This window comes from Corynebacterium dentalis (assembly GCF_900232865.1).
Lineage (GTDB): Bacteria > Actinomycetota > Actinomycetes > Mycobacteriales > Mycobacteriaceae > Corynebacterium > Corynebacterium dentalis.
This window is the reverse complement of record NZ_OCTS01000001.1, coordinates 271,542-296,412: the sequence shown is the minus strand read 5'-3', so window position 1 is coordinate 296,412 and position 24,871 is coordinate 271,542. Positions and strand designations below refer to the sequence as shown.

General features: G+C 59.7%; 23 protein-coding genes and 1 pseudogene. 10 read left to right on the top strand and 14 right to left on the bottom strand.

Annotation, left to right across the window (positions count from 1 at the left end; genetic code table 11):
- Nucleotides 1-2 precede the first annotated feature (2 nt).
- The 3 genes from CS919_RS01315 to CS919_RS01305 are packed head-to-tail and all read left to right on the top strand — an operon-like array spanning nucleotide 3 to nucleotide 3,600.
- Entirely contained in the window at nucleotides 3-1,106 is a 1,104-nt protein-coding gene (locus CS919_RS01315; RefSeq protein WP_099297481.1) for an energy-coupling factor transporter transmembrane component T family protein, read from the top strand.
- Nucleotides 1,103-2,797 carry an ABC transporter ATP-binding protein gene (locus CS919_RS01310; protein ID WP_099297479.1) on the top strand — a complete coding sequence of 565 codons (1,695 nt, stop codon included), beginning with the start codon at nucleotides 1,103-1,105 and terminating at the stop codon, nucleotides 2,795-2,797. The genes CS919_RS01315 and CS919_RS01310 overlap by 4 nt, the downstream gene beginning before the upstream one ends.
- Entirely contained in the window at nucleotides 2,794-3,600 is an 807-nt protein-coding gene (locus CS919_RS01305; protein ID WP_099297477.1) for an ECF transporter S component, read from the top strand. The genes CS919_RS01310 and CS919_RS01305 overlap by 4 nt, the downstream gene beginning before the upstream one ends.
- Here CS919_RS01305 and CS919_RS01300 read toward each other — a convergent pair.
- Nucleotides 3,597-4,007: a DUF5997 family protein gene (locus tag CS919_RS01300; protein WP_370737735.1), complete on the bottom strand. Its 411-nt coding sequence runs from the start codon at nucleotides 4,005-4,007 to the stop codon at nucleotides 3,597-3,599. The genes CS919_RS01305 and CS919_RS01300 overlap by 4 nt on opposite strands.
- On the opposite strand from CS919_RS01300, the gene CS919_RS01295 reads away from it, so the two are divergent.
- The 3 genes from CS919_RS01295 to CS919_RS01285 all read left to right on the top strand — a co-directional run bounded on the left by CS919_RS01295 (nucleotide 4,006) and on the right by CS919_RS01285 (nucleotide 6,791).
- Entirely contained in the window at nucleotides 4,006-4,608 is a 603-nt protein-coding gene (locus tag CS919_RS01295; RefSeq protein WP_234990701.1) for a type 2 periplasmic-binding domain-containing protein, read from the top strand. The genes CS919_RS01300 and CS919_RS01295 overlap by 2 nt on opposite strands.
- A gap of 109 nt (nucleotides 4,609-4,717) precedes the next feature.
- Complete coding sequence (phoH2, locus tag CS919_RS01290; protein ID WP_370551536.1) at nucleotides 4,718-6,106, top strand: RNA 5'-3' helicase PhoH2; 1,389 nt, start codon at nucleotides 4,718-4,720, stop codon at nucleotides 6,104-6,106.
- A 100-nt stretch (nucleotides 6,107-6,206) separates the two neighbouring features.
- Nucleotides 6,207-6,791 carry a GNAT family N-acetyltransferase gene (locus CS919_RS01285; protein WP_234990699.1) on the top strand — a complete coding sequence of 195 codons (585 nt, stop codon included), beginning with the start codon at nucleotides 6,207-6,209 and terminating at the stop codon, nucleotides 6,789-6,791.
- Here the strand turns inward: CS919_RS01285 and CS919_RS01280 are convergent.
- The 4 genes from CS919_RS01280 to glpX all read right to left on the bottom strand — a co-directional run bounded on the left by CS919_RS01280 (nucleotide 6,757) and on the right by glpX (nucleotide 11,744).
- On the bottom strand, nucleotides 6,757-8,319 hold the full coding sequence (locus CS919_RS01280; RefSeq protein ID WP_234990698.1) for an MDR family MFS transporter: 1,563 nt from the start codon (nucleotides 8,317-8,319) through the stop codon (nucleotides 6,757-6,759). The two genes, CS919_RS01285 and CS919_RS01280, sit on opposite strands and share 35 nt — an antisense overlap.
- Before the next feature lie 10 nt (nucleotides 8,320-8,329).
- Entirely contained in the window at nucleotides 8,330-9,094 is a 765-nt protein-coding gene (locus CS919_RS01275) for a TetR/AcrR family transcriptional regulator (protein ID WP_234990696.1), read from the bottom strand.
- 139 nt (nucleotides 9,095-9,233) lie between these two features.
- Nucleotides 9,234-10,637: a class II fumarate hydratase gene (locus tag CS919_RS01270; protein ID WP_099297465.1), complete on the bottom strand. Its 1,404-nt coding sequence runs from the start codon at nucleotides 10,635-10,637 to the stop codon at nucleotides 9,234-9,236.
- Nucleotides 10,638-10,709: 72 nt separating this feature from the next.
- Complete coding sequence (gene glpX / locus CS919_RS01265; protein WP_099297463.1) at nucleotides 10,710-11,744, bottom strand: class II fructose-bisphosphatase; 1,035 nt, start codon at nucleotides 11,742-11,744, stop codon at nucleotides 10,710-10,712.
- Between the two features lie 131 nt (nucleotides 11,745-11,875).
- On the opposite strand from glpX, the gene CS919_RS01260 reads away from it, so the two are divergent.
- Nucleotides 11,876-12,442, top strand: a complete 567-nt coding sequence (locus CS919_RS01260) for a DUF4245 domain-containing protein (protein WP_099297461.1) — start codon at nucleotides 11,876-11,878, stop codon at nucleotides 12,440-12,442.
- Between the two features lie 6 nt (nucleotides 12,443-12,448).
- Here CS919_RS01260 and CS919_RS01255 read toward each other — a convergent pair whose 3' ends face one another.
- Complete coding sequence (locus tag CS919_RS01255; protein ID WP_099297459.1) at nucleotides 12,449-12,721, bottom strand: exodeoxyribonuclease VII small subunit; 273 nt, start codon at nucleotides 12,719-12,721, stop codon at nucleotides 12,449-12,451.
- Nucleotides 12,714-14,045: an exodeoxyribonuclease VII large subunit gene (xseA, locus tag CS919_RS01250; protein WP_099297457.1), complete on the bottom strand. Its 1,332-nt coding sequence runs from the start codon at nucleotides 14,043-14,045 to the stop codon at nucleotides 12,714-12,716. Before xseA ends, CS919_RS01255 begins: the two co-directional genes overlap by 8 nt.
- Nucleotides 14,046-14,142: 97 nt before the next feature.
- Here xseA and CS919_RS01245 point away from each other — a divergent pair, with 97 nt between their 5' ends.
- Entirely contained in the window at nucleotides 14,143-15,144 is a 1,002-nt protein-coding gene (locus tag CS919_RS01245) for a 4-hydroxy-3-methylbut-2-enyl diphosphate reductase (RefSeq protein ID WP_099297605.1), read from the top strand.
- 3 nt (nucleotides 15,145-15,147) lie between these two features.
- Here the strand turns inward: CS919_RS01245 and CS919_RS01240 are convergent, their stop codons facing one another.
- The 4 genes from CS919_RS01240 to CS919_RS01225 are packed head-to-tail and all read right to left on the bottom strand — an operon-like array spanning nucleotide 15,148 to nucleotide 19,346.
- Complete coding sequence (locus CS919_RS01240) at nucleotides 15,148-15,909, bottom strand: DUF6542 domain-containing protein (protein WP_200818314.1); 762 nt, start codon at nucleotides 15,907-15,909, stop codon at nucleotides 15,148-15,150.
- Between the two features lie 11 nt (nucleotides 15,910-15,920).
- Nucleotides 15,921-17,504 (bottom strand): AI-2E family transporter, encoded by a 1,584-nt coding sequence (locus CS919_RS01235; protein ID WP_099297455.1) that lies wholly within the window; start codon nucleotides 17,502-17,504, stop codon nucleotides 15,921-15,923.
- A gap of 43 nt (nucleotides 17,505-17,547) precedes the next feature.
- Entirely contained in the window at nucleotides 17,548-17,712 is a 165-nt protein-coding gene (metS, locus tag CS919_RS01230; RefSeq protein ID WP_099297453.1) for a methionine/alanine import NSS transporter subunit MetS, read from the bottom strand.
- A 5-nt stretch (nucleotides 17,713-17,717) separates the two neighbouring features.
- A complete protein-coding gene (locus tag CS919_RS01225; RefSeq protein WP_370737734.1) occupies nucleotides 17,718-19,346 on the bottom strand; it encodes a sodium-dependent transporter in 1,629 nt (542 codons plus the stop codon).
- A gap of 236 nt (nucleotides 19,347-19,582) precedes the next feature.
- On the opposite strand from CS919_RS01225, the gene ychF reads away from it, so the two are divergent.
- Nucleotides 19,583-20,668 (top strand): redox-regulated ATPase YchF, encoded by a 1,086-nt coding sequence (gene ychF, locus CS919_RS01220; RefSeq protein ID WP_099297449.1) that lies wholly within the window; start codon nucleotides 19,583-19,585, stop codon nucleotides 20,666-20,668.
- A gap of 275 nt (nucleotides 20,669-20,943) precedes the next feature.
- Here the strand turns inward: ychF and CS919_RS01215 are convergent, their stop codons facing one another.
- The 3 genes from CS919_RS01215 to CS919_RS01205 form a co-directional block, all read right to left on the bottom strand.
- A complete protein-coding gene (locus CS919_RS01215) occupies nucleotides 20,944-21,486 on the bottom strand; it encodes a DUF488 domain-containing protein (RefSeq protein ID WP_099297447.1) in 543 nt (180 codons plus the stop codon).
- A 792-nt stretch (nucleotides 21,487-22,278) separates the two neighbouring features.
- Nucleotides 22,279-22,656, bottom strand: a complete 378-nt coding sequence (locus CS919_RS01210) for a DUF3253 domain-containing protein (RefSeq protein WP_200818321.1) — start codon at nucleotides 22,654-22,656, stop codon at nucleotides 22,279-22,281.
- Nucleotides 22,657-22,872: 216 nt separating this feature from the next.
- Nucleotides 22,873-24,267 (bottom strand): threonine/serine exporter family protein, encoded by a 1,395-nt coding sequence (locus CS919_RS01205; RefSeq protein WP_099297443.1) that lies wholly within the window; start codon nucleotides 24,265-24,267, stop codon nucleotides 22,873-22,875.
- A 113-nt stretch (nucleotides 24,268-24,380) separates the two neighbouring features.
- On the opposite strand from CS919_RS01205, the pseudogene CS919_RS01200 reads away from it, so the two are divergent.
- Nucleotides 24,381-24,757 (top strand): annotated as a pseudogene (locus CS919_RS01200) (PH domain-containing protein).
- Nucleotides 24,758-24,871: the final 114 nt, after the last annotated feature.

The following is a 24,871-nucleotide window of genomic DNA, read 5'->3' as shown; positions in this document are numbered from 1 at the left end:
CAGTGACCTCGAGGGAACTCAACCCGTGGGCGTGGTGGACGTGGGCTCTGGGCATCGCCGCCGCAGCGAGCCTCATCACCAACCCACTGGCGGTTGCCCTGGTCTATGCAGTGCTGTGCCTCGTCGTCGCAGAGCGGCGCAGTAACTCCCCGTGGGCCAAGGCCTTTGGGATGTACCTCTGGGTCGCGGGATTTATCGTCATTTTCCGCATCAGCATGTACGTAGTGGTGGGGGCCAAGCGGGGAGAAGTCAGCCTGTTTCACCTTCCCGGCGTGCACATGCCTGAATGGGCAGCGGGCATCAACCTGCTTGGCACGGTATATGCGGAAGGGTTGACGCAAGCAGGGCTCGACGGCCTGCGCCTTGGGGCGATCATCGTGGCATGTGGCGCAGCGAATAGTGTCGCCAACCCTAAACAGATGGTCAGGTCCCTACCAGCAGCACTGGGCGAAGTTGGCACCGCCATGGTGATAGCCCTGTCCTTGGCCCCGCAGCTGGCGGAATCCGTGGTGCGAGTCCGCCAGGCACGTGAATTGCGCGGCGATGACTCCACCGGGCTGCGCAACGTACCGAGTCTGATTGTTCCGGTCCTCCAAGATGCGCTGGACGGCGCACTGAAACTGGCTAGCAGCATGGACGCGCGAGGCTATGGCAGGAGAGCAATGGTGAGTGCCCGCAGGCGCAGAGTGAATGCCACCGCGTCTTTCGTAGGACTATCTGCGTTGTGCATCGGCGCCTATCTGCTGTTGGGGGCGGAGGTATCGCCCCTGCTCAACTTGGGCGTGCTGGCAGGCGGGTGTGTGCTGGTGCTCGTGGCACTCAAGTTGCAAGGTCAGCGCACCATCACCACCCGTTATCGACGCCAACCCTGGCGATTCCCAGAATGGATCACCGCTTCCAGCGGAATCCTCGTGCTGGGCGCTGTGCTCGTCACGCAAGCCACTGATCCGCTATCGCTGCGGATGCCCAACTTTCCGCTGGCGGTCCCCGGGGTGCCGTGGCTAGTACTCGGAGCATTAGTCGTGGCAGTCGCGCCGGCCTTTCTGACTCCGCGGCAGCCCATAGCGCAGCGCAGCACCCGAATTCTGCAGGAGGCTCAGACATGAGTGAACATTCCCGAGTTGCTCCGGACGCGGCGGTTCCGATTCGGCCACCGTGGTCGACAGAACCTGTCGTCGAAATGAAACACGTCACCATCAGCTACGCGCAAAGTGCCCCCGTCCTGCGCGACGTGAACCTGTCACTGGAGGAGGGTGAGATCCTGCTGGTCGTCGGGCGCACTGGCTCGGGAAAGTCCACGCTGTTGAATGCGATGACTGGGGCGATGCCCCATTCCACCGGTGGCACTCTGGCGGGACACGTGACAATAGTTGGGCGCGATACCCGCAATTTCCCTCCGCGCTTGCTCGCCGATGCAGTCGGTACTGTTGGCCAGGATCCCCGCGCCACTTTTGTGACGGACACTGTGGAAGAAGAGCTTGCGTATGGAATGGAGCAGATCGGGCTTCCACCGGCCGTGATGCGACGTCGAGTGGAGAAGATCATGGATCTACTGGGCATCGCAGAGTTGCGCGATCTGCCGCTGCGCACGTTATCGGGAGGCGAGCAGCAGCGCGTGGCGATGGGCGCGGTATTGACCTCTAACCCCGCGCTCATTGTCATGGACGAGCCTACCAGCGCCCTGGATCCCAACGCTGCGGATAACGTCCTGTCCATCATCCAGCACCTCGCCCACGAAATGGGCACCACGGTGGTACTTGCCGAGCATCGCATTGAGCGAGTGTTGCAGTATGTGGATCGAGTAGCGCACGTGGATGCGACTGGTGCGGTGCACGTGGGGAGCCCGGCCGAGATCATGCAGTATGCAGAGGTTGCGCCACCGGTGGTGGAGCTGGGTCGGTGGGCTGATTGGTCGCCGTTGCCGCTGTCGGTTCGCGATGCGCGCAGGGCGGGAGTTTCTCTACGACGCCAACTCCATACTGCAGCGGATTCTCGCCCAGAACCCGGTAGGGAAACTACAGGTGAGGTGCTGCTGAACGCGCACTCGGTGTCAGTGGAGTTTCCAGGTATCCGGGCGGTGCACAATGTCGACCTCCAGTTGCGGGCCGGTGAGGTCACTGCGCTGATGGGACGCAACGGATGTGGAAAATCCACGCTTCTGTGGGCGTTACAGGGGACAGGGAAGCGCACCGCCGGGATAGTTCAGGTGCGCGGCGGAGTGGATCCGTCAACGGCGAAGCCCGCGCAGCGCCGGCAGCAAGTGGGGCTGGTGCCACAATTTCCTTCAGACTTGCTTTACCGTGCCATGATTGGCGAAGAACTGCAGGTCAGTGATCAGGAAGCGGGCGTGCCGGAAGGAAGCACACGGGAAATTCTCCAGCGGATTGCTCCGGGGATAACACACGATATTCACCCCGGCGATCTCTCGGAAGGGCAACGACTGTCCGTAGCTTTGGCCATCCAGCTCGCCGCGCAACCCCGAGTGCTCCTCTGTGATGAACCAACCCGCGGGCTGGATTATAAGGGCAAGGAGGCACTGGCGGCGTCGGTGAAACACTTGCGCGATCTCGGACACGCAGTGGTCATTGCCACCCACGACGTGGAGTTCGCTGCACTGTGCGCGGATCGAGTAGTGGAGATGGCTCGAGGAGAGATCGTGGCCCAGGGGCCAGCACGGGAGATTCTGGCCAGTTCGTTGGCATATGCGCCGCAAGTAGCAAAGGTGACCGCGGGGTTGCATCACGATTCCCAGTGGCTGACCGTCAGTGATGTCCGCAAAGCCTTGGAGACGCGATGAAAGAGAAGCCGGCTATTGTGTTTCGCGGAAAGTCCATGGTGTTTCTGGGCATCGTGGCGCTCGCGAGCGTGGTGCTGTTCGCCTGGCCGCTGTTCGCTCAGCCTGGGGCTTTGGCGGGAAATGACGGAACCGCGCCTCTGTACTTTGCCGTGCTCATTCCGTTGATCTTGGCGCTGGTTCTGGCTGAGATTAGCGAGGACGGCTTCGATATCAAGGCCATAGCGATGCTGGGAGTGCTGTCTGCGGCGGTCGCTGCGGTGCGTCCGCTAGGTGCGGGAAGCGCAGGATTTGAAACGGTCTTTGTGGTCTTGATCTTAGGCGGCCGCGTGTTTGGGCCAGCCTTTGGGTTCGTCCTAGGATGCGCCGGAATGTTCGCATCAGCACTGCTCACCGGGGGAATAGGGCCGTGGCTGCCCTACCAAATGCTCGCCAGTGCGTGGGTAGCGCTCGGAGCGGGAGTGTTGCCGCAATTCAGAGGCAAAGCCGAAGTTGGCCTGCTGTTGGCCTACGGCACTGCAGCGTCACTACTCTATGGGCTTGCCCTGAACTTGAGTTTCTGGCCATTCACTCTGGGTGCGGGCACAGAGATCAGTTTTCAGCCAGGGGCGGGCATCGCGGACAATCTGCATCGATTCCTGCTGTTTACCCTTGCTACGTCACTGGGTTGGGACATCGGTAGGGCCGTGTTCACCGCGCTGCTTCTAGCGATCGCCGCCCCCGCCGTGCTGGGAGTATTGCGCCGTGCCGCGCGCCGAGCGGCGTTTGCCGAGCCCGTGCGCTTTGCAGAAGTGGAGCAGCGCTAGTTTTTCTGCGCCTGCTGCTGGCGTTCGCGCTCCTCGGCCAGCTGCTTGCGGGATTCCCGCAGCCACTCGGGCTGGTCCTCCAGCAGGGTCTTGATCTGCGCGGTGGTCATAGAATCATCCACGTTGTGCTTCTTCAGTGCGGTGATGGTGATGCCGAGTTTGCGGGCCACTTCGGGGCGTGGGTGCGGGCCTTCCCGGCGCAGCGTCTCCAGCCACTCCGGCGGATTGTTCTGCAGCTCCACGAACTGCTCGTGGGTCAGCGCGGATTCTTGAAATTCCTGCGGCGCGGCGGGCAGGTGAATGCCCAGCTTCTTGGCGGCCGTTAGGGGCTTCATGGGCGGTCCGGATTTAGGGTTTTGAGAGCTCACACCGGCCATCCTATCGCCGGAGCCTACAATGATCACCATGGCTTCCCAGTTTCTTCGCGTCGTGTTCAGCCCCGGTGTTCAGCCGGACAAGTGGTTTGGGCGCTTTGACGAGCGCGTTCCGTGGTGGCGGGTAGCTGGAGCCCAAGCCGACGATCCTTTGAAGTATATCCGGGCAGCAGCTGCCGATGTGGCTTTGGTGCGGGTGGGAGCTGCTGGCGTCGATAAAAACACATTCCACATCGTGGATCTTTACGACGAACAGGTAGGCGTGGCGGCGCCGAAGGAGCACCCCATCAAGGTGATGGATCGCGTGCGGTACGCGGAGCTGGACGGCGAGATGGAGATGTATTCCACGCCGGCCGATGGCGAGGTGGACGTGGCTGCAGTGCGCGAGGCGTTGGGCGTGGTCGCGGCGAATGTTGGTGTGGCGATTGCGCCGCGTCCGTTGTTGCGTGCGATCAATGCGCGGGGAGTGGTGCATCGTGATCTTTTCGACGCCAAGGATGTGGGCTCGACCCGCGTTGCCGCTGTGTGGCTGCGGGATTCCGATTCGAACGTGATTCAGGACTTCGTGGGCATTTGCCGAGGCCGAAAGGCTGATAGTTCGCGGCAGAACGCGAAATCGCGGAAACGGAAGTAGCCTTCAACGTCTAGTAAACCCTTGGGCAAATTAACGCAGAGTTCAACTTTCACTCATGTAATTTACATAGTGAGTTCTTAGCGTTGAGGCCATGGACTCCACACCACAACTGACTGCCACGCGGCAGCCTGACAATGCCTTTGGCACCACCGCCCACACGGACGTGGACCGCACAACCTCCTCCGAGATCGACGTGAGGACCTACGTGCTGGACACGTCCGTTTTGCTTTCCGACCCCTTTGCTCTGCAGAAGTTCGCCGAACACCGCGTCATCCTGCCCGTGGTGGTGATCAGCGAGCTGGAGGGTAAGCGTCACCACCCAGAGCTCGGCTGGTTCGCACGCCAGGCGCTGCGGCTGCTGGAAGACCTGCGCAACGAGCACGGCCGCCTGGATCTGCCGTCCGTGGTCAACGAAGAACAAGGCACGGTGCAGGTGGAACTCAACCACGTGGACCAGTCGGTGCTGCCCTCCGGGCTACGCGGCTCGGAGAATGATCACCGGATCTTGGCGTGCGCGTTGAATCTGCGCGCGGAGGGACATGACGTCACCCTGGTTACCAAGGATGTGCCACTGCGCGTTAAGGCTGGTTCCGTGGGGCTGGATGCAGACGAATACAAGGCACAGGACGTGGTGCTGACCGGGTACAACGGCATGGCACGGGCAGAGGTGCCCAGCACGATCATCGACAGCCTGTACGCCAATGGGGAAGCGGACCTGACCGGAATCCAGACCATCGAGGGAGTGGATATCGACGAGCTTCCCGTGCACTGCGGCATGCAGCTGACTGCCGGGAGCCAGTCCGCGCTGGGACGCGTCGTGGGAGATGGCCTGGTGGATCAGGTTCCATCTGACCTAGAAGCCTTCGGCATTCGTGGACGCAGCTCTCAGCAGCGCGTGGCTCTGGACCTGCTGCTGGATGAAAACATCGGCATCGTGTCGCTGGGCGGAAGTGCCGGTACCGGTAAGTCTGCGCTGGCGCTGTGTGCTGGTTTGGAGGCCGTCATGGAACGCGGTCTGCACAAGCGCATCGTGGTGTTCCGCCCGCTGTACGCGGTGGGTGGCCAGGATCTGGGCTACCTGCCGGGCAGCGAATCAGACAAGATGAACCCATGGGCGCAGGCGGTGTTCGACACCCTGGAGGGAGTGGTCAGCGATAACGTCATCGACGAGGTTATCCACCGCGAGTTGCTGGAAGTTCTCCCGCTGACTCACATCCGCGGACGCAGCCTGAACGATAGCTACGTGATCGTAGACGAAGCTCAGTCTTTGGAGCGCAACGTCTTGTTGACGGTTCTGTCCCGCCTGGGTCGGAATTCTCGCGTGGTGCTGACCCACGACGTGGCACAGCGTGACAACCTCCGCGTGGGCCGTCACGATGGCATTCAAGCCGTCATTGAGAAGCTCAAGGGCAATCCACTGTTTGCCCATGTGACGCTGACCCGCTCCGAGCGTTCGGAAATCGCCGAGCTGGTGACGAACCTGCTGGAAAACGGGTAGGCCACGCGAGCAGGGCAAATGCGATGTGCGGGATTGTGAATACGTTCGCCGGTAGTGAAAACTTGGCACAACCGTGGAGGGATAAGGCAAAATCATGCCTATGACTTCCGCTGAGAATGTTGTCATTGACATCCGCCCAATGACGGAAAACGACTATCCCCAGGTCAAGGACATCCTGCAAAAAGGGATGGACACCGGTGAAGCGACGTATGAACGCGTCGCACCGGACTGGGATGGCTTTACCGCTCACCGCATCATGGACTTGGCATTCGTAGCTGAAGAGAAAAATGCCGAAGGCGAACCCGAGATCCTCGGATGGGTCACTGCCTCTCCGATCGGTCACCGCGCAGTGTTCAGCGGAGTGATTGAAGACTCGATCTACGTTGCCGACCGCGCCGCAGGCAAGGGCGTGGCGGGCAAGATGCTGGATCGCCTCCTGGAGGAAGCAGTCAAGCAGGGATACTGGGGAATGCATTCCAGTGTGTTCCCCGAAAATGTGGGATCCATCAAACTCCACGAGTCTCGTAAGTTCACCCAAGTAGGAGAGTTCCACAAAATGGGCTACATGGAGCACGGCTCCAAGGCCGGACAGTGGCGAGGCGTGGTCATGCTGGAGCGGATCCTCGACGGAGGACCCGCAGACCGCGGTGTTAGTCCAGGGTCTCCTTCAGCTTCTCCGGCTTAACAAAGCAGACCACCAAAGCGCTGAAGATCGCCAGCGGTGCAAGGGAACCCAGGATGGGGACCAACGCATCGTTGTAGCTGTTGATGATGACCTCACGCAGCGCTTCCGGTGCCTGGTGCACCAGCGCCGGTGTCATGGAATCGGCGCCGCCGGAGAAGTTCTTGGCCCACGCCGCGTCGGCAGGGCTGAGCTTGGACAACGCTTCCGGCAACTTCGTCTGCAGGGACTCGGACACGCGGTGCATGAATAGCGAGCCCACCACCGAAGCGCCGACCGCGCCGCCGATCTGGCGGAAGAAGTTATTCGACGATGTCGCCGTGCCCACCATCCTGATGGGGAACGTGTTCTGCACGATGAGCAGCAACGTCTGCATAGACATGCCCAGACCCAATCCCACCACAGCCTCAACGAGGCCCAAGTGCACCAGCGTGTCATCAGCTTTTATCTGGCCCAACAGCAGCAAGCCACCAGCCATGATGATCATGCCGAACACTGGGTACCACTTGTAGCTACCTGTGCGAGTGACAATCTGGCCCACCACAATGGACGTCAGAATCATGCCAGCCATCATAGGAATCATCATCAAGCCCGCCTTAGTGGGGCTCAAGTTGTGCACCATCTGGATGTAGGTAGGCAAGTAGCTTAGCGTGCCGAACATGCCCACACCCAGCACGACGCCTGCCAGCACTGTCAACGCGAAGTTGCGCGCCTTAAATAGCCACATCGGGATCAGCGGATTAGGGTGCTTCAATTCGATGATTACGAAGGTCACGCCGGCGATGATGGTGGCGGCGATCAGACCCAGGATTACCGGGTCAGACCAGGCGTAATCCCTTCCGCCCCATGTCACCGTCAAAATCAGCGCAGAAGTGGACACGGCCATCGCGATGGTTCCGAAAATATCATGACGGGAATCAGTATGGCGTCGAGGTAACTTCAACACCACCGCAGCGATGACCAGCGTAATAAGACCCAGAGGAACGTTGAACCACAACGCCCAACGCCAACCCGGGCCATCCGTAAAGAAACCACCCAACAGCGGACCCAGCACCGAGCTAACGCCAAAGACGGCACCCATCACGCCCATGTACTTACCGCGTTGACGGGCCGGAACCACGTCGGCGATGATGGCCTGCGAGAGCACCATCAAACCGCCACCTCCGAGGCCCTGGATGCCACGGGCGAGAATCATCATGCCCATGTTCTGGGCGAGCGCACCCACCACGGAACCGACCAAGAACAGGACGATCGCGACGAGGAACAGGGGCTTGCGACCGATCTGGTCGCCCAACTTGCCGTAAACCGGCATGCCCACCGTCATCGTGAGCATGAAAATAGTGATGACCCAGCTCATCTGAGCTGCGCCGCCGAGCTCGCCCACCAGTGTGGGAAGCGCGGTAGAGAAAATCATTTGCCCCAGCGAGGACATCAACATGCCCAGCATCAGGCAGGCAACCACAACAGGGACGTTATTGGATTCCGACGTGGTGTTCTCGGGGGTTTCAACAGGTGAAGCTGGAGTGGACAATTACAAAGACCTAATCTGCGTTGGTGAACAGGGATTTTTCTGACATAGCGGTGTAGATGGCCGCGAAGTCAGAGGCAGTAGTGTCTACTGATTCTTCGGTCAGGTACGCCGAAATTGGCTGGGTTGGGAGGATGGAGGCGGCCCACAGCGTCATCGTGGACGAAGTGACCACCAAGCGGGCTTCCTGCGCGGTGGAGCGATGGGGAAGCATGCGGTGCTCGGGGTACTTCTCGAGGTTTTTGGTTACCGCGACGGCCAACCGATTGCGTGTCTTTTCGAACGCGCTGAGCTTGGATAGGCCAAGCGCCGGGTGGCGACGCAACAGCTCGATGCGACGCTGGGAGAGCTCATCTGTCATCTGAGGGTTGATCGAGTTTTGTTCGATATCGCGGGCATGTGCCACGCGAGCGGCACCGACGATCCGCATGAGCTCGTGAATCAGCGAGGAGCCTTCGGGGACCTTAATGTTCTCGATCTTGTCGTAGTCATGGTCGCCGAAGCTGACGGGGGTGGAGCCCACGGCGACGTGCTCTTTCGACTGGAAGTAGTTGAAAAAGGTACGACGCGAGACCATTGCTGCCTCGCAGATTTCCTCGAGGGTGACATCGTCATAGTTCCGCTCGAGGAACAGCTGCGTGGCTTTGTCCTCGATGCGCAAATACGTCTCGAGGCGCTTGCGTTCGCGCAATCCCATGTTTTTGTAGTCAGACTCCAGCTGTGAGCTGACGTGTTGGGCAGTTCTGCTTTCTGTTGGTGAATGAGTTCGAGTTTCCACGACGCACAGTATAACGCGCTCCGAGTAAATAATTCCACCGGTGTAAAAATACACTTACTACAGAATGGGCAGTGGGTGCACGAGAAAGCTCGGAACCCGAAGCGTATTCGGGTTCCGAGCTTTTTCGTGCAGGTGGGGACTACTTATCGCGGTCCGTGTTCGCCATAGCCAGCACGTCGAGGCGCTTGTCCAGCTCTTCCTCGGTGAGCTTGTCGCCATCAACGAAGCCCATGTCGATCACGGTCTGGCGGATAGTCTTGCCTTCCTTCAGCGCGGTCTTGGCGACCTTCGCGGCGTTCTCGTAGCCGATCGCGGAGTTCAGCGGGGTCACGATGGAAGGGGAGGACTCAGCCAGGGTGCGCATGCGGTCCTCATCTGGCTCGATGCCGTCTACCAGGCGGGTAGCGAACTGGCGTGCCGTGTTGGCGATGAGCTTTGCGGACTCCAGAACGTTGCGTGCCATCACTGGGATGAACACGTTGAGCTCGAAGTGTCCGTTGGCACCGGAGAAAGCCACAGCAGCGTCGTTGCCGATAACCTGAGCCGCTACCTGGGTGGCAGTCTCGCACAGAACAGGGTTGACCTTGCCCGGCATGATGGAAGAACCAGGCTGCAGGTCTGGCAGGTGAATCTCGCCCAAGCCGGTCAGCGGGCCGGAGCCCATCCAGCGGATGTCGTTGGCGATCTTGTTCAGAGAGATAGCCACGCCGCGCATTGCAGCGGAGAACTCCACCAGGCCGTCGCGGTTAGCCTGCGCCTCGAAGTGGTTGGTTGCCTCGCTCAGGGACTCGTTGCCCGTGAGCTTGACCAGCTCTGCGGTGACCTTGGCACCGAAGTCAGCTGGGGTGTTCAGGCCGGTACCCACAGCGGTGCCGCCGATGGGCAGCTCGCCGAGGCGACCCAGGGTGGCCTCGATGCGCTCGATGCCCAGGGTGATCTGGCGGGCGTAGCCACCGAACTCCTGGCCGAGGGTCACGGGAACGGCATCCATCAGGTGGGTGCGGCCGGACTTGACCACGTTCTCCCACTCCTTGGACTTCTTCAGCAGGGACTCTTCCAGAACCTTCAGGCCAGGAATCAGGTCATCCGCAGCAGCAACCGCTGCGGCCACATGGGTCGCAGTAGGGAAGGTGTCATTGGAGGACTGGCCCATGTTCACGTGGTCATTAGGGTGAACCTCCACGCCGTTGTTCTTGGCGATGGAAGCGATGACCTCGTTGGTGTTCATGTTCGAGGAAGTACCGGAACCGGTCTGGAACACGTCGATAGGGAATTCATCATCGTGCTTGCCATCGGCAATTTCCTTGGCAGCGGTGATGATGGCATCAGCCTGCTCGTCGCTCAGCAGGCCGCGATCCTTGTTGACCTGGGCACAAGCTGCCTTGAGCAGACCCATGGCGCGGATCTGCGCGGCCTCGAGAGGACGGTCGGAGATAGGGAAGTTGTCTACCGCACGCTGGGTCTGTGCTCGCCACAGCGCCTTGGCTGGGACCTTCACCTCGCCCATCGTGTCGTGTTCAATGCGGAACTCTTGCTCGCTCATTAAAAATCCACCTTTGTTGTCCGTGAAAACTTGCTAACCAGAATACTCGCCGTTTCCGGCGCGGGCAGGTGCCTACCGGGTGTAGTCCAACACGGAGTACTCCTGCAGCTTGTTGAGCTGATGGACACTTTCGATGTGGCGGATGGTGCCGGACTTGGAGCGCATCACCAGAGAGCGGGTGATGGCGGAATTCTGGCGGTAGGAAACGCCACGAACCATGTCGCCGTTGGTCACGCCGGTGGCCACGAAGTAGCAGTGCTCGGAATTGACCAGATCCGAGGTGGTCAGCACGCGGTCCAGGTCATGGCCAGCGTCGATCGCCTTCTGGCGCTCGGCGTCGTCCTTAGGCCACAGCTTTCCCTGGATCTCACCGCCCATGCACTTCATGGCGGCCGCAGTGATCACCCCTTCCGGTGTGCCGCCGATACCCATCATGATGTCCACGGAGTTGGTCAGGTCATCTTGCGCGGCCGCAACGGCACCGGCTACGTCGCCGTCGCCAATTAGACGCACCTTGGCGCCGGCCTCGCGGATTTCGCGAATCAGGTCAGCGTGGCGAGGGCGATCCAGCACCACCACGGTAATGTCCCCAGGAACGGTGTTTTTGGCATTGGCCACGGCATTGATGTTGTGTGCCACAGGCGCGTCGATATCCACCTTGCCCACGGACTCTGGCCCTACGGCCAGCTTGTTCATGTAGAACACGGCGGATGGATCGTACATGGAACCGCGCTCAGCAGCGGCGATCACGGAGATCGCGTTGGGGCGGCCTTCGGCCATCAGGGTGGTGCCGTCCACGGGATCCACGGCGATGTCCACAGCTGGGCCTTGTCCGTTGCCCACTTCCTCACCGTTGAACAGCATGGGGGCTTCGTCCTTCTCGCCCTCGCCGATGACAACCACGCCCTGCATGGTTACCGAGTTGATCATCTGTCGCATGGCATCGACAGCCGCGCCATCGCCGGATTCCTTCTGTCCGCGGCCAACCCACTTGCCGGAGGCCAGCGCTGCGGCCTCGGTGACGCGCACCAGTTCCATTGCCAGGTTGCGGTCTGGCGCTTCACCGGTGCGCTGCGCGGAAGGGTTAACGTTTGCTTGGGCGGTCATCTGCACCAACTCATTTCGTTGTCATCAAGTCTGGGTTGCCTGTGTCTATCGTGTCCATTGTGGCACCGTTGTGGGCTTTCGGGCACTAACCGAAACACCGATTGGGGGGTGGGGCACCATTTAGTGCGATAATGACACCCGTGCGTATCGAAAAGCCTCGTGTATTCCAGTCCGCCAAGGATGTTTTCCTGACTTTGGGAGTGCTCCTGTTTGCCATGTTCTTGGTGGTGGGCTTCACTGGAATGTGTTCGGTGGATCCGGGGGCGCCGGAGGCCAATGGGCCGGTGCAGGAGGTGGATGCTCGGGGCATTTTGACGATGGATGCACGCGCGCTGAATTTCCCCATCCGCTACCCGGACATGCCGGACGGTTGGGTCCCGAACTCGCAGCGCCGCACCACGATTGGTCAGGAGACCTCCGTGGTCACCGGGTGGGTCATTGATGGTGACAAGTTCATTTCTCTTACGCAGACTCCCGCGCCGATGAAGAAGGCCGAGCAGCCAGATGATGATTACCGCGAGGAGATCCGCACGGAGGACATCGCTGGTCAGGAATGGAACGTCTTCGAGGGTGACGACGCCCGCCCCATCTGGGTCACCGACCTCGGCGACGTACGCCTGATCATCGAGGCGATGGCCACCGATGACCTCGCTCGTCAGGCCGCGGAAGCGTCCGTGAAGGCCGAACCGATCTCCTAAACCGGGCTAGTCTTCGTAGTCCTCGCTGTCGGCATCGTCGCCTGCCTCGCGATGTTCGAGCGCCTGCTCGATGCGGGTCGACGCACCGTCCAGGTAGCGCTCGCAGTACGCCGCGAGCTCCTCGCCGCGTTCCCAGTAGTTCAGCGATTCATCCAGGCTCATCTGTCCGAGCTCCAGAATCTTCACGATTTCCACCAGCTCATCGCGCGCCTGCTCGTAGTTCAGTTCCTCGAGTGGACGGAACTGCTGCTGTTCGTTGTCCTGTTGTGGGTTAGTCATCGTTGTTGTCCGCTTCATTGTTGTTGGATGTTGTTGTGTTCTTTTTCTCGACGCCACCAGGTGCTACTTGCACTCCCATCGCCGCTGCGGTGATGGACCCATCCGCCACGCGAATGCGCAGCTGACTTCCGGGTTGCACCTGCTCCACGCCCGTCACCACCGCAGGCCCCGACCCGTCCCGAGGAACTACTTGCAGCACTGAGTAGCCACGCGCCAATGTCTGGGACGGACCCAGGGCGTTGACCTGTGCTTTCAGGGAAGAGATGTGATTGCGCCGCTCGCGGACGGCCAACCCGAGAGCGCGATCCTTGCGTTGCATGGTTTCCCGGACGATGTCCTGCTGTTGCTTGACCGGCAGAAGTGGATCCGCGAGCACTGGCCTGCTGCGGATGTTGTGCAAGCCTCGGCGTTCGTTGGCCACCCATCCGCGTAGGGCGCCGGAGGCGCGTCCACGGAGCTCAATGAGCAGCTGCTTTTCCGCCAGGACATCCGGAACCACGGTTTTCGCTGCATCGGTGGGGGTAGCGGCGCGCAGGTCAGCGACGTTATCCAAAACTGGGTTGTCGGGCTCGTGGCCGATTGCGGAGACGGTTGGCGTCGAGACTCGAGACACCGCACGCGCCAGAGCCTCCTCGCTGAAAGGAAGGAGATCCTCCACCGAACCGCCACCACGGGCGATGATGATCACGTCCACGGTGGGGTCGCGGTCCAGCTTTTCCAATGCCTCGATCACCTGAGGGACTGCGGTGGGGCCTTGCACGGCGGTGTTGATGACCTCGAACTGCACGGCCGGCCAGCGGGACTGGGCAACGGAGAGCACGTCGCGCTCTGCCGCCGAACCGCGGCCGGTGATCAGTCCGATGCGGTGCGGCAGGAAGGGGAGGGGGCGCTTCAGACGTGGATCAAACAGGCCTTCGGCAGCCAGCGCCCGCTTGAGCTCTTCGATGCGCGCCAGCAACTCGCCGATACCTACGTGGCGCACCTTCGTTACCCATAGGGAAAACGAGCCGCGACCTGCATAAAACGCGGGCTTTCCATACATGATCACGCGGTCGCCGTTCTTCAACGGCGTGGTCATGGACCGCAACGTGGACGTGCTCAACGTCACCTGCACGGAAGCCTCTTGCTCCACATCGCGCAAGGTCACGTAGGACAACTTCCACGTGGGCTTCATGTTGACCTGAGTGGCCTGACCTTCCACCCAAATGTGGCCGAGGCGTTCCACCCACTGCTTGACCTTGGCATTGAGTTCCGCCACCGGCCAGGGGGCGGCCTCGCCGGTGGGGGAATCGGGGCCGGAAGAATCTTGGCTAAGAGAAGTCACGGTTATTCATTGTATGGGCAGCCGAGACAACGGCCGGGAGCCCGGCTGCAACAAGGGTCACTGCCTGAGGTTTGTTCCGTGTTATACGATGGCTGACATGACCATTACTAACACCGCCGAAACCGCCGATTCTGGCCAGCCAACCCAGTCTGACAAGCGGGTTTTACTGGCAGCACCGCGAGGCTACTGCGCTGGTGTTGACCGCGCCGTGGAGACTGTGGAGAAGTCGCTCGAAAAGTACGGCGCACCGATCTACGTCCGCAAGGAAATCGTGCACAACAAGCACGTGGTGAAGACCTTCGAGGACCGCGGCGTGATCTTCGTCGACGAAACCACCGAGGTTCCCCAGGGCGCCAACGTGGTGTTCTCCGCCCACGGTGTCTCGCCGATGGTGCACCAGGAGGCCCGCAAGCTGGAACTGAACACCCTGGATGCCACCTGCCCGCTGGTCACTAAGGTGCACCACGAGGTTAAGCGCTTTGCCAAGCAGGGCTACCAGATCGTGCTCATTGGCCACCACGGACACGAGGAAGTGGAAGGTACCGCAGGCGAGGCGCCCGATGTGGTGCACCTGGTTGACGGTCAGGATGACGTCAACGCTCTGGACTTCCCAGAAGGCACCAAGCTGATCTGGTTGTCCCAGACCACGCTGAGCGTGGACGAGACCATGGACACCGTCAAGATGCTGCGCGAGAAGTTCCCGCACATCCAGGATCCGCCGAGCGATGACATCTGCTACGCCACCCAGAACCGCCAAGTCGCGGTCAAGGCCATCGCACCCAAGGTGGAGCTGATGATTGTGGTGGGCTCGCAGAACTCCTCCAACTCGAAGCGCTTGGTGGAGGTCGCGTTGCAGCACGGCACCAAGGAGTCCTACCTGGTGGACTACGCCGATCAGATCGACCTGGCGTGGCTCGAGGGAGTGAACAGCGTGGGCGTGACCAGTGGCGCTTCCGTGCCGGAGATCCTGGTACGCGGCGTGCTGGATCTGCTCGCTGAGCAGGGCTTCCCCACCGTGGAAGAGGTCACCACGGCCACGGAAGATCTGATCTTCTCCCTGCCACGCGAGCTGCGCCCCTCCCGCACCAATCGCGAGTAAGTTCTAGCGCTCGTCGTCGAAGCGGAACTCTGAGTCCTCGAAGGGCTTTTTGTTCGACGCCTGGTATCGGCGAGCTGGGCGGGGCAGCTCAGTTTCCGTCCTCCTCGCGCCGTTTTCGGTCTGCATAGATTCCGAACGGGCGGCGCGCCTTTCTTCTGCGCGGCGCATCAGCTCATCGACAGTGTGGGTGTGAGGCACCTCTGTGGTGCGGGGTTCTCGGGGCTCAGTGCGTGTGGTGCGCGAGCGAACGGTGGTGTAGCTCGAGCGATTGGACTCGTCCGCAGCACGGCGACGCTGCCGGGCTTCGGCATCAGCAAAGGCGGCACGGGTGGCGTCGGCCTTAAAACGACGGAACCGCACCACCGCAATGATGATCGCAATAACGAACGGCACGGCCAGCCACAAAAAGTGCTCCACGGCAGGATACGCCGTGGTCAACAACATGGTCTTCTTCCCACCGACGCTGTTTGCGGGAGCAGCAATCCAGCCGATGAGCATGGTGCCGATCACGTAGTAAATCGGCTGCGTGACCACACTGAGAAACAGCCCACGCGGCTCCACCAACAAGGTGCAGACCACGCAGGCGATAGCGAAGAGAACAAAGAAAGACAGCGGGGCTGCGTCCTTCTCAAACGCAAAAACCAATCCGGTGATTGCGACAGCAATCATCACCAGTAGGGGAGCCCATACCGGAAAGAACGGGCGATCAGACGGCGCGGAGTGGCGGGACTTCGCGCCAGATCGATTTTGATTGGATTCAGACACAGGTAGGAATATTACTTCTCATTTTTCGCAGATTTGTCATTGCCCCGCAGTGGATTGAGAAGAGACGTGATATTCAGCTTCTCTGCCATGGAACGCTTGTGCTCGGACTTGGCGAAGTGACGCTTAGCAGCTTCCTCGCTCTGTGCGCCGGTGAGCGCACCTGCGGTGGTGGAGAACTTGATCTCCGACGAGGTCTTTTCTCCCGTGGCCAAATCCGTGAGGTCGCCCATGTAGCGGAAGGCCACCATGACCATGGCCGCGACAGGCACAGCCAGGAAAGCGCCGATGATGCTGAACAGGGTGGAACCGATGGTGATGGCCAGCAGGATGATGACGGGGTGAACGTTCATCGCGCGGGACTGCAGCACCGGCTGCAGGATGTTGCCCTCCAGCTGCTGCACTGCGATGATGATCACCAGCACGATTACGGCGGTGGTGAAATCATTGGCCACCAGCGCAACCAACACGCTCAGCGCACCAGCGGTGAACGCACCGATCATCGGGATGAAGCCGGCGAAGAAGGTGATCACGGCCAAGAAGCCTGCCAGTGGAACGCCCAGGATCACCAGGCCGATGCCAATGAAGAACGCATCAATGAAGCTCACCAGCGCCTGGGTGCGGATGAATCCGCCCAGGGTGTTCCACATGCGGGTCAGGACCTCGGTGAGGTGCCAGCCCACGCGGCGACCGGTCACTCGGCGCACCATTGGCAGGAAGTGCTCGCCGTCCTTCAGGAAGAAGAAGGTCAGCACCAGCACGATCAGCAAGGTCACCAGAGCGGACAACGTAGCGGAGGCACCAGCGGCGACCTGAGTGGCGATAGTGCCAGAGCGCTCTTGCAGCCAAGCCGTGCCCTTATCCAGCGCGTCATTGAGCTGCGTGGCCTCGAGGTTCAACGGAGGTCCGGAGATCCAGTCCTGGATGGTGGTCAAACCATGGTTGGCCTTGTCCACCAGATCACTCGTCTGGGAGACCGCAGAAGGGGCGATCATCCAGAACACGCCACCGATGACGGCGAAGAATCCCACGATGGTTAGTAGCACCGCGAGGGCATTCGGGATGTGGAACTTGCGCAGCGTGCTTACCACTGGCCATAGCACCGTACACACGATCAGCGACAGCAGGATAGGCAGGATGCCTGCCCACAGCTTGCCGATGACGTTAGACAGAACGTAGCCCGCGGCCACCATGATGAGGAAGCGCAAGCACCAGCCGGCGAACCAGCGGACGGAGGTGCCGATGACCTCCGCGCGGTCGCGAACCTCAGGGCGCAGGCCTTCGTTCTCTCTCAGTTCCTTTTGCAAGGATTCATCGTCCGGATCCAGATCGTGGGCCTTGACGGCTTTGCCTTCGGCGGAATCATCCACGGGAAGACTATGCTCGGCATCGGAGCGGTCATCGGAGCCATCGCCATCTACCCCAGTAGGGACGGTGGGAGGCTCGGACGGATCGCCGCCGAGGGCGGTGCTATCCGGGGACTCTGGAAGAGGCAGCGTTGCCTCGGGATCTAGTCGCTCTGATCCTGCGAGGAAGTCAGCAAAATCCCGGCCATTGTGCTCAGAGCGTGGCTCATCATCACGCTTGTTAGGGCTCATTCTCCCTATTGTGCACTATGACTGGGAAGTGGGAAAGAAATACTTAACGATTCGACGCTGTCAGAGCGCGATCATCAGTACCAGGTGCATCACCAAGTTCGCCGGAGATGTCGTCATTGGTGCTATTGAGCATCACGACGGAGGCCACCAAGCCGCCCCAAATGATGAGAATGAACAGAACCATGAGCACGATTGCAGTTGCAGACATACTGGTTAAATCCTTTCGCTAGCTGGGGTGGACTCAGTGGCGGTTGCCTGAGCAAGTGGGTTCGGCTCACCCTTTGGGCGACCCTTGGAAGGCACACCGTAATCAGAACCTGGAACGCCAGTCAGAACGGTCTGGTTCTTGAACGGGATGAACGTCCACACCACGGCATTGACGATAATGAACGCCACCACGGCCCAGCCGTAGATGCCCAGCTGAGAGGTTGCGTAATCTCCGTAGCCCTCAGTCAGCAGCGTGGAAACCTCCTCGTAGAGGAAGTAGATCAGGATCAGGGGAGTAGCGATGAATGCGCACAGTTGGTATAGCCCGCCCACGCGCACCGAAGACACAGCATTGAGGTGTTGGGTGACTTCGTTGCGTCGACCAGTAATCCAACCCACTGTCACCAGGGCAACCACGGCACAGAACACGATGCCCAAGTTGTTGGTCCACTTATCCATGATGTCCAGGGCGACCAGGCCGGAGGTGGAAGCGAAAAGCACGGTGGACAGGATACCCATGATCGAACCGATGATGATCGCGGTCTTGGCACGACCCCATCCAAGCTTATCGTTAATAGCGGAGAAGACCACTTCCATGATGGAAATCAGGGAAGTCACGCCAGCCAAGAATAAGGTGAGGAAGAACAGCACGCCGAAGACTTCGCCGAACGGCATGTTGTTAATGATCGTCGGGAAGGCCACGAAGGCCAGGCCGATGCCGCTGGTAGCGACCTCATCCACGCCCACGCCCGCAGCGTGTGCCATGTAGCCCAGCGTGGCAAACACGCCGATGCCAGCCAGCACCTCGAAGGAGGAGTTAGCAAAAGCGGTCACCAGGCCGGTGTTGGCCAGGTTCGTACGTGGCTTGAGGTAGGACGCGTAAGTGATCATGATGCCGAAGCCCACGGACAAAGAGAAGAAGATCTGCCCATACGCGGCGATCCATACGCTGGAGTCCTTCAGCGCTTCCCAGTTAGGAGTGAAGAAAGCGTTCAAGCCTTCCGTCGAACCTTCCAAGAACAGGGAACGGACCACCAGGACGGTGAAGAGAACCACCAGGACAGGCACGAACACCACGGTCAGCTTGCCGATGCCGCTGTTGACATCCAGGGCCAGGACCACGATGGAGAACAGCCACACGCCGATCATCATGAACAGAATGGGCAGCACGTAGTTACCGGAAAAGGTGGAGGTGCCGTCCATCTGCAGGAAGTCATTGAACAGGTGGGTCTCTGGGTCATCGCCCCATGCCTTGGTGAAGGCCTTGACGGTGTAGATCGCGGCCCAGGCCACGATCGCGGCGTAGTAGACGGCGATGAAGAAGCTCACGCCCACCTTGAACCAGCCGATGACCTCGCCGTTTCCGGAGAGGCGGCGGAACGCCAGGGGAGCGGAAGCGCGCCAGCGGTGGCCGATGGTGAAATCGAACCACAGGATGGGGATACCCGCGGTCAGCAGTGCGACCAGGTAGGGGATCAGGAAGGCGCCGCCGCCGTTTTCGTAGGCGACGTAGGGGAAGCGCCAGATGTTTCCGAGGCCGACGGCAGAACCGATGGCGGCCATGAGAAACACGAGGCGCGAGTCAAAAGTGTCTCTCTTTGCGGGAGACTTTGCGGTGGCTTCAGCCATACTCATGCTCTTTCTTACTTGTAGGCGCTGGCTCTGGTGAAGATGTTCGCCCAACTTCACATACTTTGAGCTAGGTCACATCGAAGATGTTGAAGATGAATATATCTGGCTTGGAGCCCTCGGGCGTAATTTTTCCTGATAATTCCTTGGGAAAAACGTGGGTGCGCCTGTTGCGGGGGCGGTGAGCTGGAGGTGGGGTGCTGGCGTTTGGTGGAGGTGGCAGACGCGATAGGATAGCCCTCGTGACTCTTACTCTCGGAATTGTCGGACTGCCAAACGTGGGCAAGTCCACCCTGTTTAACGCCCTGACTCGCAGCGACGTATTGGCTGCGAACTACCCGTTCGCCACCATCGAGCCGAATGTGGGCTTGGTGGAGCTGCCGGATGCTCGTTTGAACCGGTTGGCCGAGATCTTCGGTTCGGAACGTATCTTGCCTGCGACTGTGTCCTTTGTGGACATCGCCGGCATCGTGAAGGGGGCGGCCGATGGCGAGGGCATGGGCAATGCGTTCCTCGCCAACATTCGCGAAGCCGATGCGATTTGCCAGGTTGTTCGTGCCTTTTCCGACGACAACGTCATCCACGTCGACGGCCGGGTTGATCCTAGTGCAGACATTTCCGTCATTGAGACGGAGCTGATCCTGGCTGACCTGCAGACGATTGAGAAGGCAGTGCCTCGTCTAGAGAAGGAAGCGCGGAAGAATAAGGAGCTGACCGAGCAGGTCGAGGGAGCCAAAAAGGCTCAGGAGATCTTGGATGACGGACGCACTTTGTCCTCCGCTGCTGCGAAGGGTGAGATCGACTTGGCATCGGTGCGGGAGCTGCACCTGATGACGGCCAAGCCATTTCTTTATGTCTTTAACTCTGATGAGTCGGTGCTGACGGACGAGGCAAAGCAGCAGGAGCTGCGCGACTTGGTGGCACCTGCCGACTGTGTGTTCTTGGATGCTGCTACTGAATCCGAGCTGCTTGAGCTGGATGACGACGAGGCCGCCGAGCTGTTGGCTTCCGTGGGCCAGGATGAGCCGGGCTTGCAGACGCTTGCGCGCGCTGGCTTTGACACGCTGGGGCTGCAGACTTACCTGACCGCTGGTCCGAAGGAGTCCCGCGCGTGGACGATCCGCAAGGGTTCCACAGCTCCACAGGCCGCGGGCGTGATCCACACCGACTTCGAGCGCGGCTTCATTAAGGCCGAGATTGTGACCTTCGATGACTTGGACGAGCTTGGCTCCATGGCTGAGGCTAAGTCCCACGGCAAGGTGCGCCAGGAGGGCAAGGACTACGTCATGCACGATGGTGACGTGGTGGAGTTCAAGTTCAACGTCTAGGTCCGTTGCAAGTCGGTAGCACGTTTTTCGATTCGACGCTTTGGGGCACTACCGGGGCTACCGGTGGTCTTCTTAGGCTAAGCGGTTCAGATTTCCTAACCTAAAGCTCGTTTGAGCGTGCTATTCGCTGGTGTGCCTCCGATGCTGCTGCTCATAAGGGGCGGGCGCTCCATGAATACAAGGCGTAGGTCGCGCCTGAGGTCAGACCGAGGCGGATGCCGTGGCTGACTGAGGCGTAGTCCGAGATTCCGCACCCCGGGCCTCTGGTGTACGCGCTAGCCCCGCTCGGGGTAGCGCACGAGAAGATCGTTGCCGATGACTGCGCCGTCGTTGAGCGTGGCCTCGCTCACCTTCGCCCCGGCTGCACCCAGGCCCATAATGTGGCCTACCTCGTCACCGTGGGCGATGAGGTGGTCGGCGATGATACGCCGGTGGCACCGCCACCACACTGCCTCGGAGCACATGATCGCGGTGGGGGTTTCGGCGGCGTTCGCCCGTAGCTGCGAGAGCGCGTCCGAGAACTCCCCACCCAGCGCATAGTCGGCGTAATTGTGGAAACTGCGGTTACGCCAGTTGCCGTTAACCTCAAACGGCACCGAGTGGGACACGTTGCGCCGCCCGGTGAGGCCCTCGCTTCTGCCGTAAGTGATGCCACATGTGGGAAGGTGTTCGGCAAGGTGGTCGCCGTTGAACCACGGGTACTTCCTGGACCCGGGCAGCTTGCGCACATCCACGATGGATGCCACACCGGCAGCCTTGATCATTTCAGCGAAGTCCTCGAACTCGAGGTTGGAGTGGCCCACGGTGAAAATGCGCATGTCGTCAATGCTACGCGCCAAGCGGGTACACCCACATCGGCGTCCAGGTATCGCGCATCGGCAGGTGGTCGGACCGGTAGAACGGGGGGGGGAGTAGCAGACAGGACGTTTAATGCATTCGCGCCCGCCTTTGCGCGGCATCAATCCTATTTACGGCCGAGCGTTCCGCACGGACCGTTCGGTTAAGTTTCAACGGGTCGCTTGGGCGACATCGGAAGCCTGAATTAACCGTATGTGGGGCGAATCCCATGTATGTCTTGCTAAAGGACGCTGCTGCACGAGGAGCGGGGGCTGAGGCTACCTGGTGTGCACTCTATCTTTGCCGCACATAGCCGGGTGTGGTGGTTTTTAGCTGCTATTCTCGAATGAGAAGGTGACTTTGCAACGACACGTCGTGGAGTTTAAATTTAACGTCTAGCGACGCACCGAAGACTCGGCCGGAGTCGTCAGCGAAAGTTTTTCGGAAGAAGTCAGATTAATGCCTATGTGAAAGCCGATTGCACCTAGCTTTATGGGCACGACGTGAAGGACATGGGTTACCGCCCATGTAGCGCGGTCTTCCCATCCATAGCAGTCTTCAACGCGGCGGTTTCGTTAGAATCTGCCCCGTCGCCAGTGTTGAAGCCCTACAACGAGATGGGTGCATGGCGAGAAAATTCTGAAGCGACTTATTACTGACTTGCTATGAGCAATTTTATCAATTGAGGTGGGCTAGCTCCAGTCGGAATCCATCAGACCGGCTCGGATGGTGATGAGGGATAAGCAGCGGTGGACATGGGTGGAACGGTGCCTTCAGGAGAGGTCACGTAACTGAAACCCAGCCCCAATTCTGATCGGACCCGAAACGGCATCGATGTCAACAGGCTCCCCTTTCTGCAGCACCGTCACCTCACCAGTCCTCACGAGTTCCCCTGCTACGTCACGGGTAATAGGCATGAGATCTCGCCATTGATCGCCTCCCACCACACGGGCAGCCTCCGAAGGACAGATTGTGTTGCCTGCATCCCGATGTCGTAATAGAACTCGTATCGTCGCAGCTAGCCTTTCTCGTCGACCTTCGTCGGTGGCTTCCCACCATGGTTCCCCGCGCTCGCCTAGAGCGATTTTCGCGTCTTGAACTCGGAAACGCACGGAATCTCCGTGGGACTTCACCAATCGTCGTGCGGTCATTAGTTCTTCTACTAGCTGGGAGCGTAATTGGTCCGGAATTGACGGATCGCTTGCTCGCCATTTCCTTCCGTTCACGATGATGTGGCGTCCATCAGGGGTGCGCTCCGGTCCATCAGCAGCTGTATCACTCACTGGAGCAACGGTACACGCTCAACTAGCCATAGCACTGGGATGATGGCGTGGGCATTTCCTCGACTTGCTGGTTGGTATGCGTGGCTAAACCTTTTTACGATCGTCGGTCATCCCCTTTGCTTGAGGCTGGAACTCCTCAACCAAGAAGGGTCGTCTGAACAGAGGGGTGCTGAGCCATTCTGCAGTGAGATGCCGTGCGTCAGTAGTAATTTCTCCATGCAGATACTGTTCACCGAAGTTTCGCGCCTTCATGCCGTTCCATAGAATTTGGCTGGCAATGTATTGACCCAGCACAATGCCTGATCCGAGCGCCATGGCTAACAAGAGAGCAAGTCCGAAGCGGGGGAGAGCAGGTTTATCGTTCGAAAGGTCAACGAATCCAAGGTAAATCTGCATGCCGGGAAGCAACGGCGCGAGCGCCACGCCCAGGGCACCAGTAGGAGTCAACTGGATCCACCTGGTGCCAAGCACTGCAACTGCGCCGAGGGCTGCTGCAGCGATGACAAGTGAGGTCACCGTAGACAGCCCTACGCGTGTTAAAGCCTCAGAGAGCGTAGCAGCACCAACCGCAAGCCCAGCGATCACCGGCACGCGGGACCAAGGCGCGTGGCTACCCAACGCGAAACCACTGGCGATTAGGATAGCGGAAACTGCGACGATGAGTAGTGCCCTTTCCTGCTCGGGCTCTTCGGTAAGATCCAGGCTAAGGCCATAACGGGCAGCGAAGGACAACGCTCCAATGACACCCACCACTAGACCAGCGGTGACGAGTGCCGCGTCGAGGATGCGCGCCGTTGCAGTTAGATACCAGCCGGTGAGGACATCTTGAGCAGCGCCAAGTGCCGCTCCACCGGCGAGCTTAGCAACCAATGCTGCTGTGATAACGACTGCAGGACTGGCCTCGGCGGTGAACTCCACTATTAAGAGTGCAGCCCCCGTGGTAAGAGCTCCCGTGGCTACATGGATGAAGAAAATCGGCATCTCTTGTTCTGATAAATATCCCGAAATTCCTTCCATGACGAAAGCGATTATCGCGGCCAAGAGCATGCTGACCCATCCTGCGCCGAGCAACATAGCGAATCCTGCGGACATAAGCGCCCAACCAAGTAAGCGAATGACAGCATGATGGCCAAGAGGGGTGTACTCAATTTCCTCTAGGCGCTGTGTGCCGGTTGCTAGGGAAATATCCCCACGGATGACATCTTTGGTGGTGGACTCCACGGCGCGGATGGCCGACAAATTGAAACCGGCGGTTCCCACGGCGTGGCTGATGGAAATAGACCGGTCCTCGTCCGGGCTAATCTCAGACATCGTCAACTGATCCATCGTGACGGTAGCGGACGCATTTGGTCTGCCAAAAGTGCGCGCGACCGCGAGCAATGTGTGGGTGACTGTGGCAGCTGGGGCACCGTTGCGGGTCATGATGGAGCCAGCGAGTAGGGCAAACATGAACACACTGTGCAGCGAAGGTTTAGACATTAGCTACAGTCTAACCCGCATCCACTGAAGTTGAATGGGGGTTCAACTAGGTCGGGTTAAGGGTTGTCGCGTTTCCCCTCGTGATTCGGAGCCTTTCTGTATTGACTCGAAACGTGTCAGCTGAAATCGCAGAAAATACCGCGTGGACTTTCCCTCAGAAATCCCCGTTCCGCAACATATCGGGCCGCTCCTCGTCCCCGGTGAAAAGGCTATGGCGGACTACTAAATCTTCCGTGACTCCGCGTTGTTCACAGACCGTCGACTCGTCGTCCGTGATGCTCGCGGCTTGCGAGTAAAGAAAGTGGAACTCTATTCCCTTCCTTGCTCCTCAATCAACATGTGGTCTTCTGAGAATGCCGGGACGTTCGATCTCAATTCTGAAATAAAATTGTGGACGCGAGCAGGAAAAATCAAAATTAACTAGGGTCGCGATGTGGACGTTCGTCGCTTGGACTCTCTAATCGCTCACGTCTTGCTTGCTTCTCATTAACCCCACACTTACTGCAATTGGAATGCCTGAGTAAGCACCGCCGGTTTTTAGGCAGCCAGATTCGCGTGAAGGAGGTTCCTAATGTCGGAACAGCTAGTTACCACACTGTTGGAC

What these genes read in the sequence shown, in the direction of transcription:
- CS919_RS01310 (WP_099297479.1), top strand. Translation starts at nt 1,103, where the DNA reads ATGAGTGAACATTCCCGAGTTGCTCCGGACGCGGCGGTTCCGATTCGG.
- CS919_RS01305 (WP_099297477.1), top strand. Translation starts at nt 2,794, where the DNA reads ATGAAAGAGAAGCCGGCTATTGTGTTTCGCGGAAAGTCCATGGTGTTT.
- CS919_RS01295 (WP_234990701.1), top strand. Translation starts at nt 4,006, where the DNA reads ATGGCTTCCCAGTTTCTTCGCGTCGTGTTCAGCCCCGGTGTTCAGCCG.
- CS919_RS01300 (WP_370737735.1), bottom strand. Translation starts at nt 4,007, where the DNA reads ATGGTGATCATTGTAGGCTCCGGCGATAGGATGGCCGGTGTGAGCTCT.
- CS919_RS01285 (WP_234990699.1), top strand. Translation starts at nt 6,207, where the DNA reads ATGACTTCCGCTGAGAATGTTGTCATTGACATCCGCCCAATGACGGAA.
- CS919_RS01270 (WP_099297465.1), bottom strand. Translation starts at nt 10,637, where the DNA reads ATGAGCGAGCAAGAGTTCCGCATTGAACACGACACGATGGGCGAGGTG.
- glpX (WP_099297463.1), bottom strand. Translation starts at nt 11,744, where the DNA reads ATGACCGCCCAAGCAAACGTTAACCCTTCCGCGCAGCGCACCGGTGAA.
- CS919_RS01260 (WP_099297461.1), top strand. Translation starts at nt 11,876, where the DNA reads ATGACACCCGTGCGTATCGAAAAGCCTCGTGTATTCCAGTCCGCCAAG.
- CS919_RS01255 (WP_099297459.1), bottom strand. Translation starts at nt 12,721, where the DNA reads ATGACTAACCCACAACAGGACAACGAACAGCAGCAGTTCCGTCCACTC.
- CS919_RS01245 (WP_099297605.1), top strand. Translation starts at nt 14,143, where the DNA reads ATGACCATTACTAACACCGCCGAAACCGCCGATTCTGGCCAGCCAACC.
- CS919_RS01235 (WP_099297455.1), bottom strand. Translation starts at nt 17,504, where the DNA reads ATGAGCCCTAACAAGCGTGATGATGAGCCACGCTCTGAGCACAATGGC.
- metS (WP_099297453.1), bottom strand. Translation starts at nt 17,712, where the DNA reads ATGTCTGCAACTGCAATCGTGCTCATGGTTCTGTTCATTCTCATCATT.
- CS919_RS01225 (WP_370737734.1), bottom strand. Translation starts at nt 19,346, where the DNA reads ATGAGTATGGCTGAAGCCACCGCAAAGTCTCCCGCAAAGAGAGACACT.
- CS919_RS01215 (WP_099297447.1), bottom strand. Translation starts at nt 21,486, where the DNA reads ATGCGCATTTTCACCGTGGGCCACTCCAACCTCGAGTTCGAGGACTTC.
- CS919_RS01210 (WP_200818321.1), bottom strand. Translation starts at nt 22,656, where the DNA reads ATGACCGCACGACGATTGGTGAAGTCCCACGGAGATTCCGTGCGTTTC.
- CS919_RS01205 (WP_099297443.1), bottom strand. Translation starts at nt 24,267, where the DNA reads ATGTCTAAACCTTCGCTGCACAGTGTGTTCATGTTTGCCCTACTCGCT.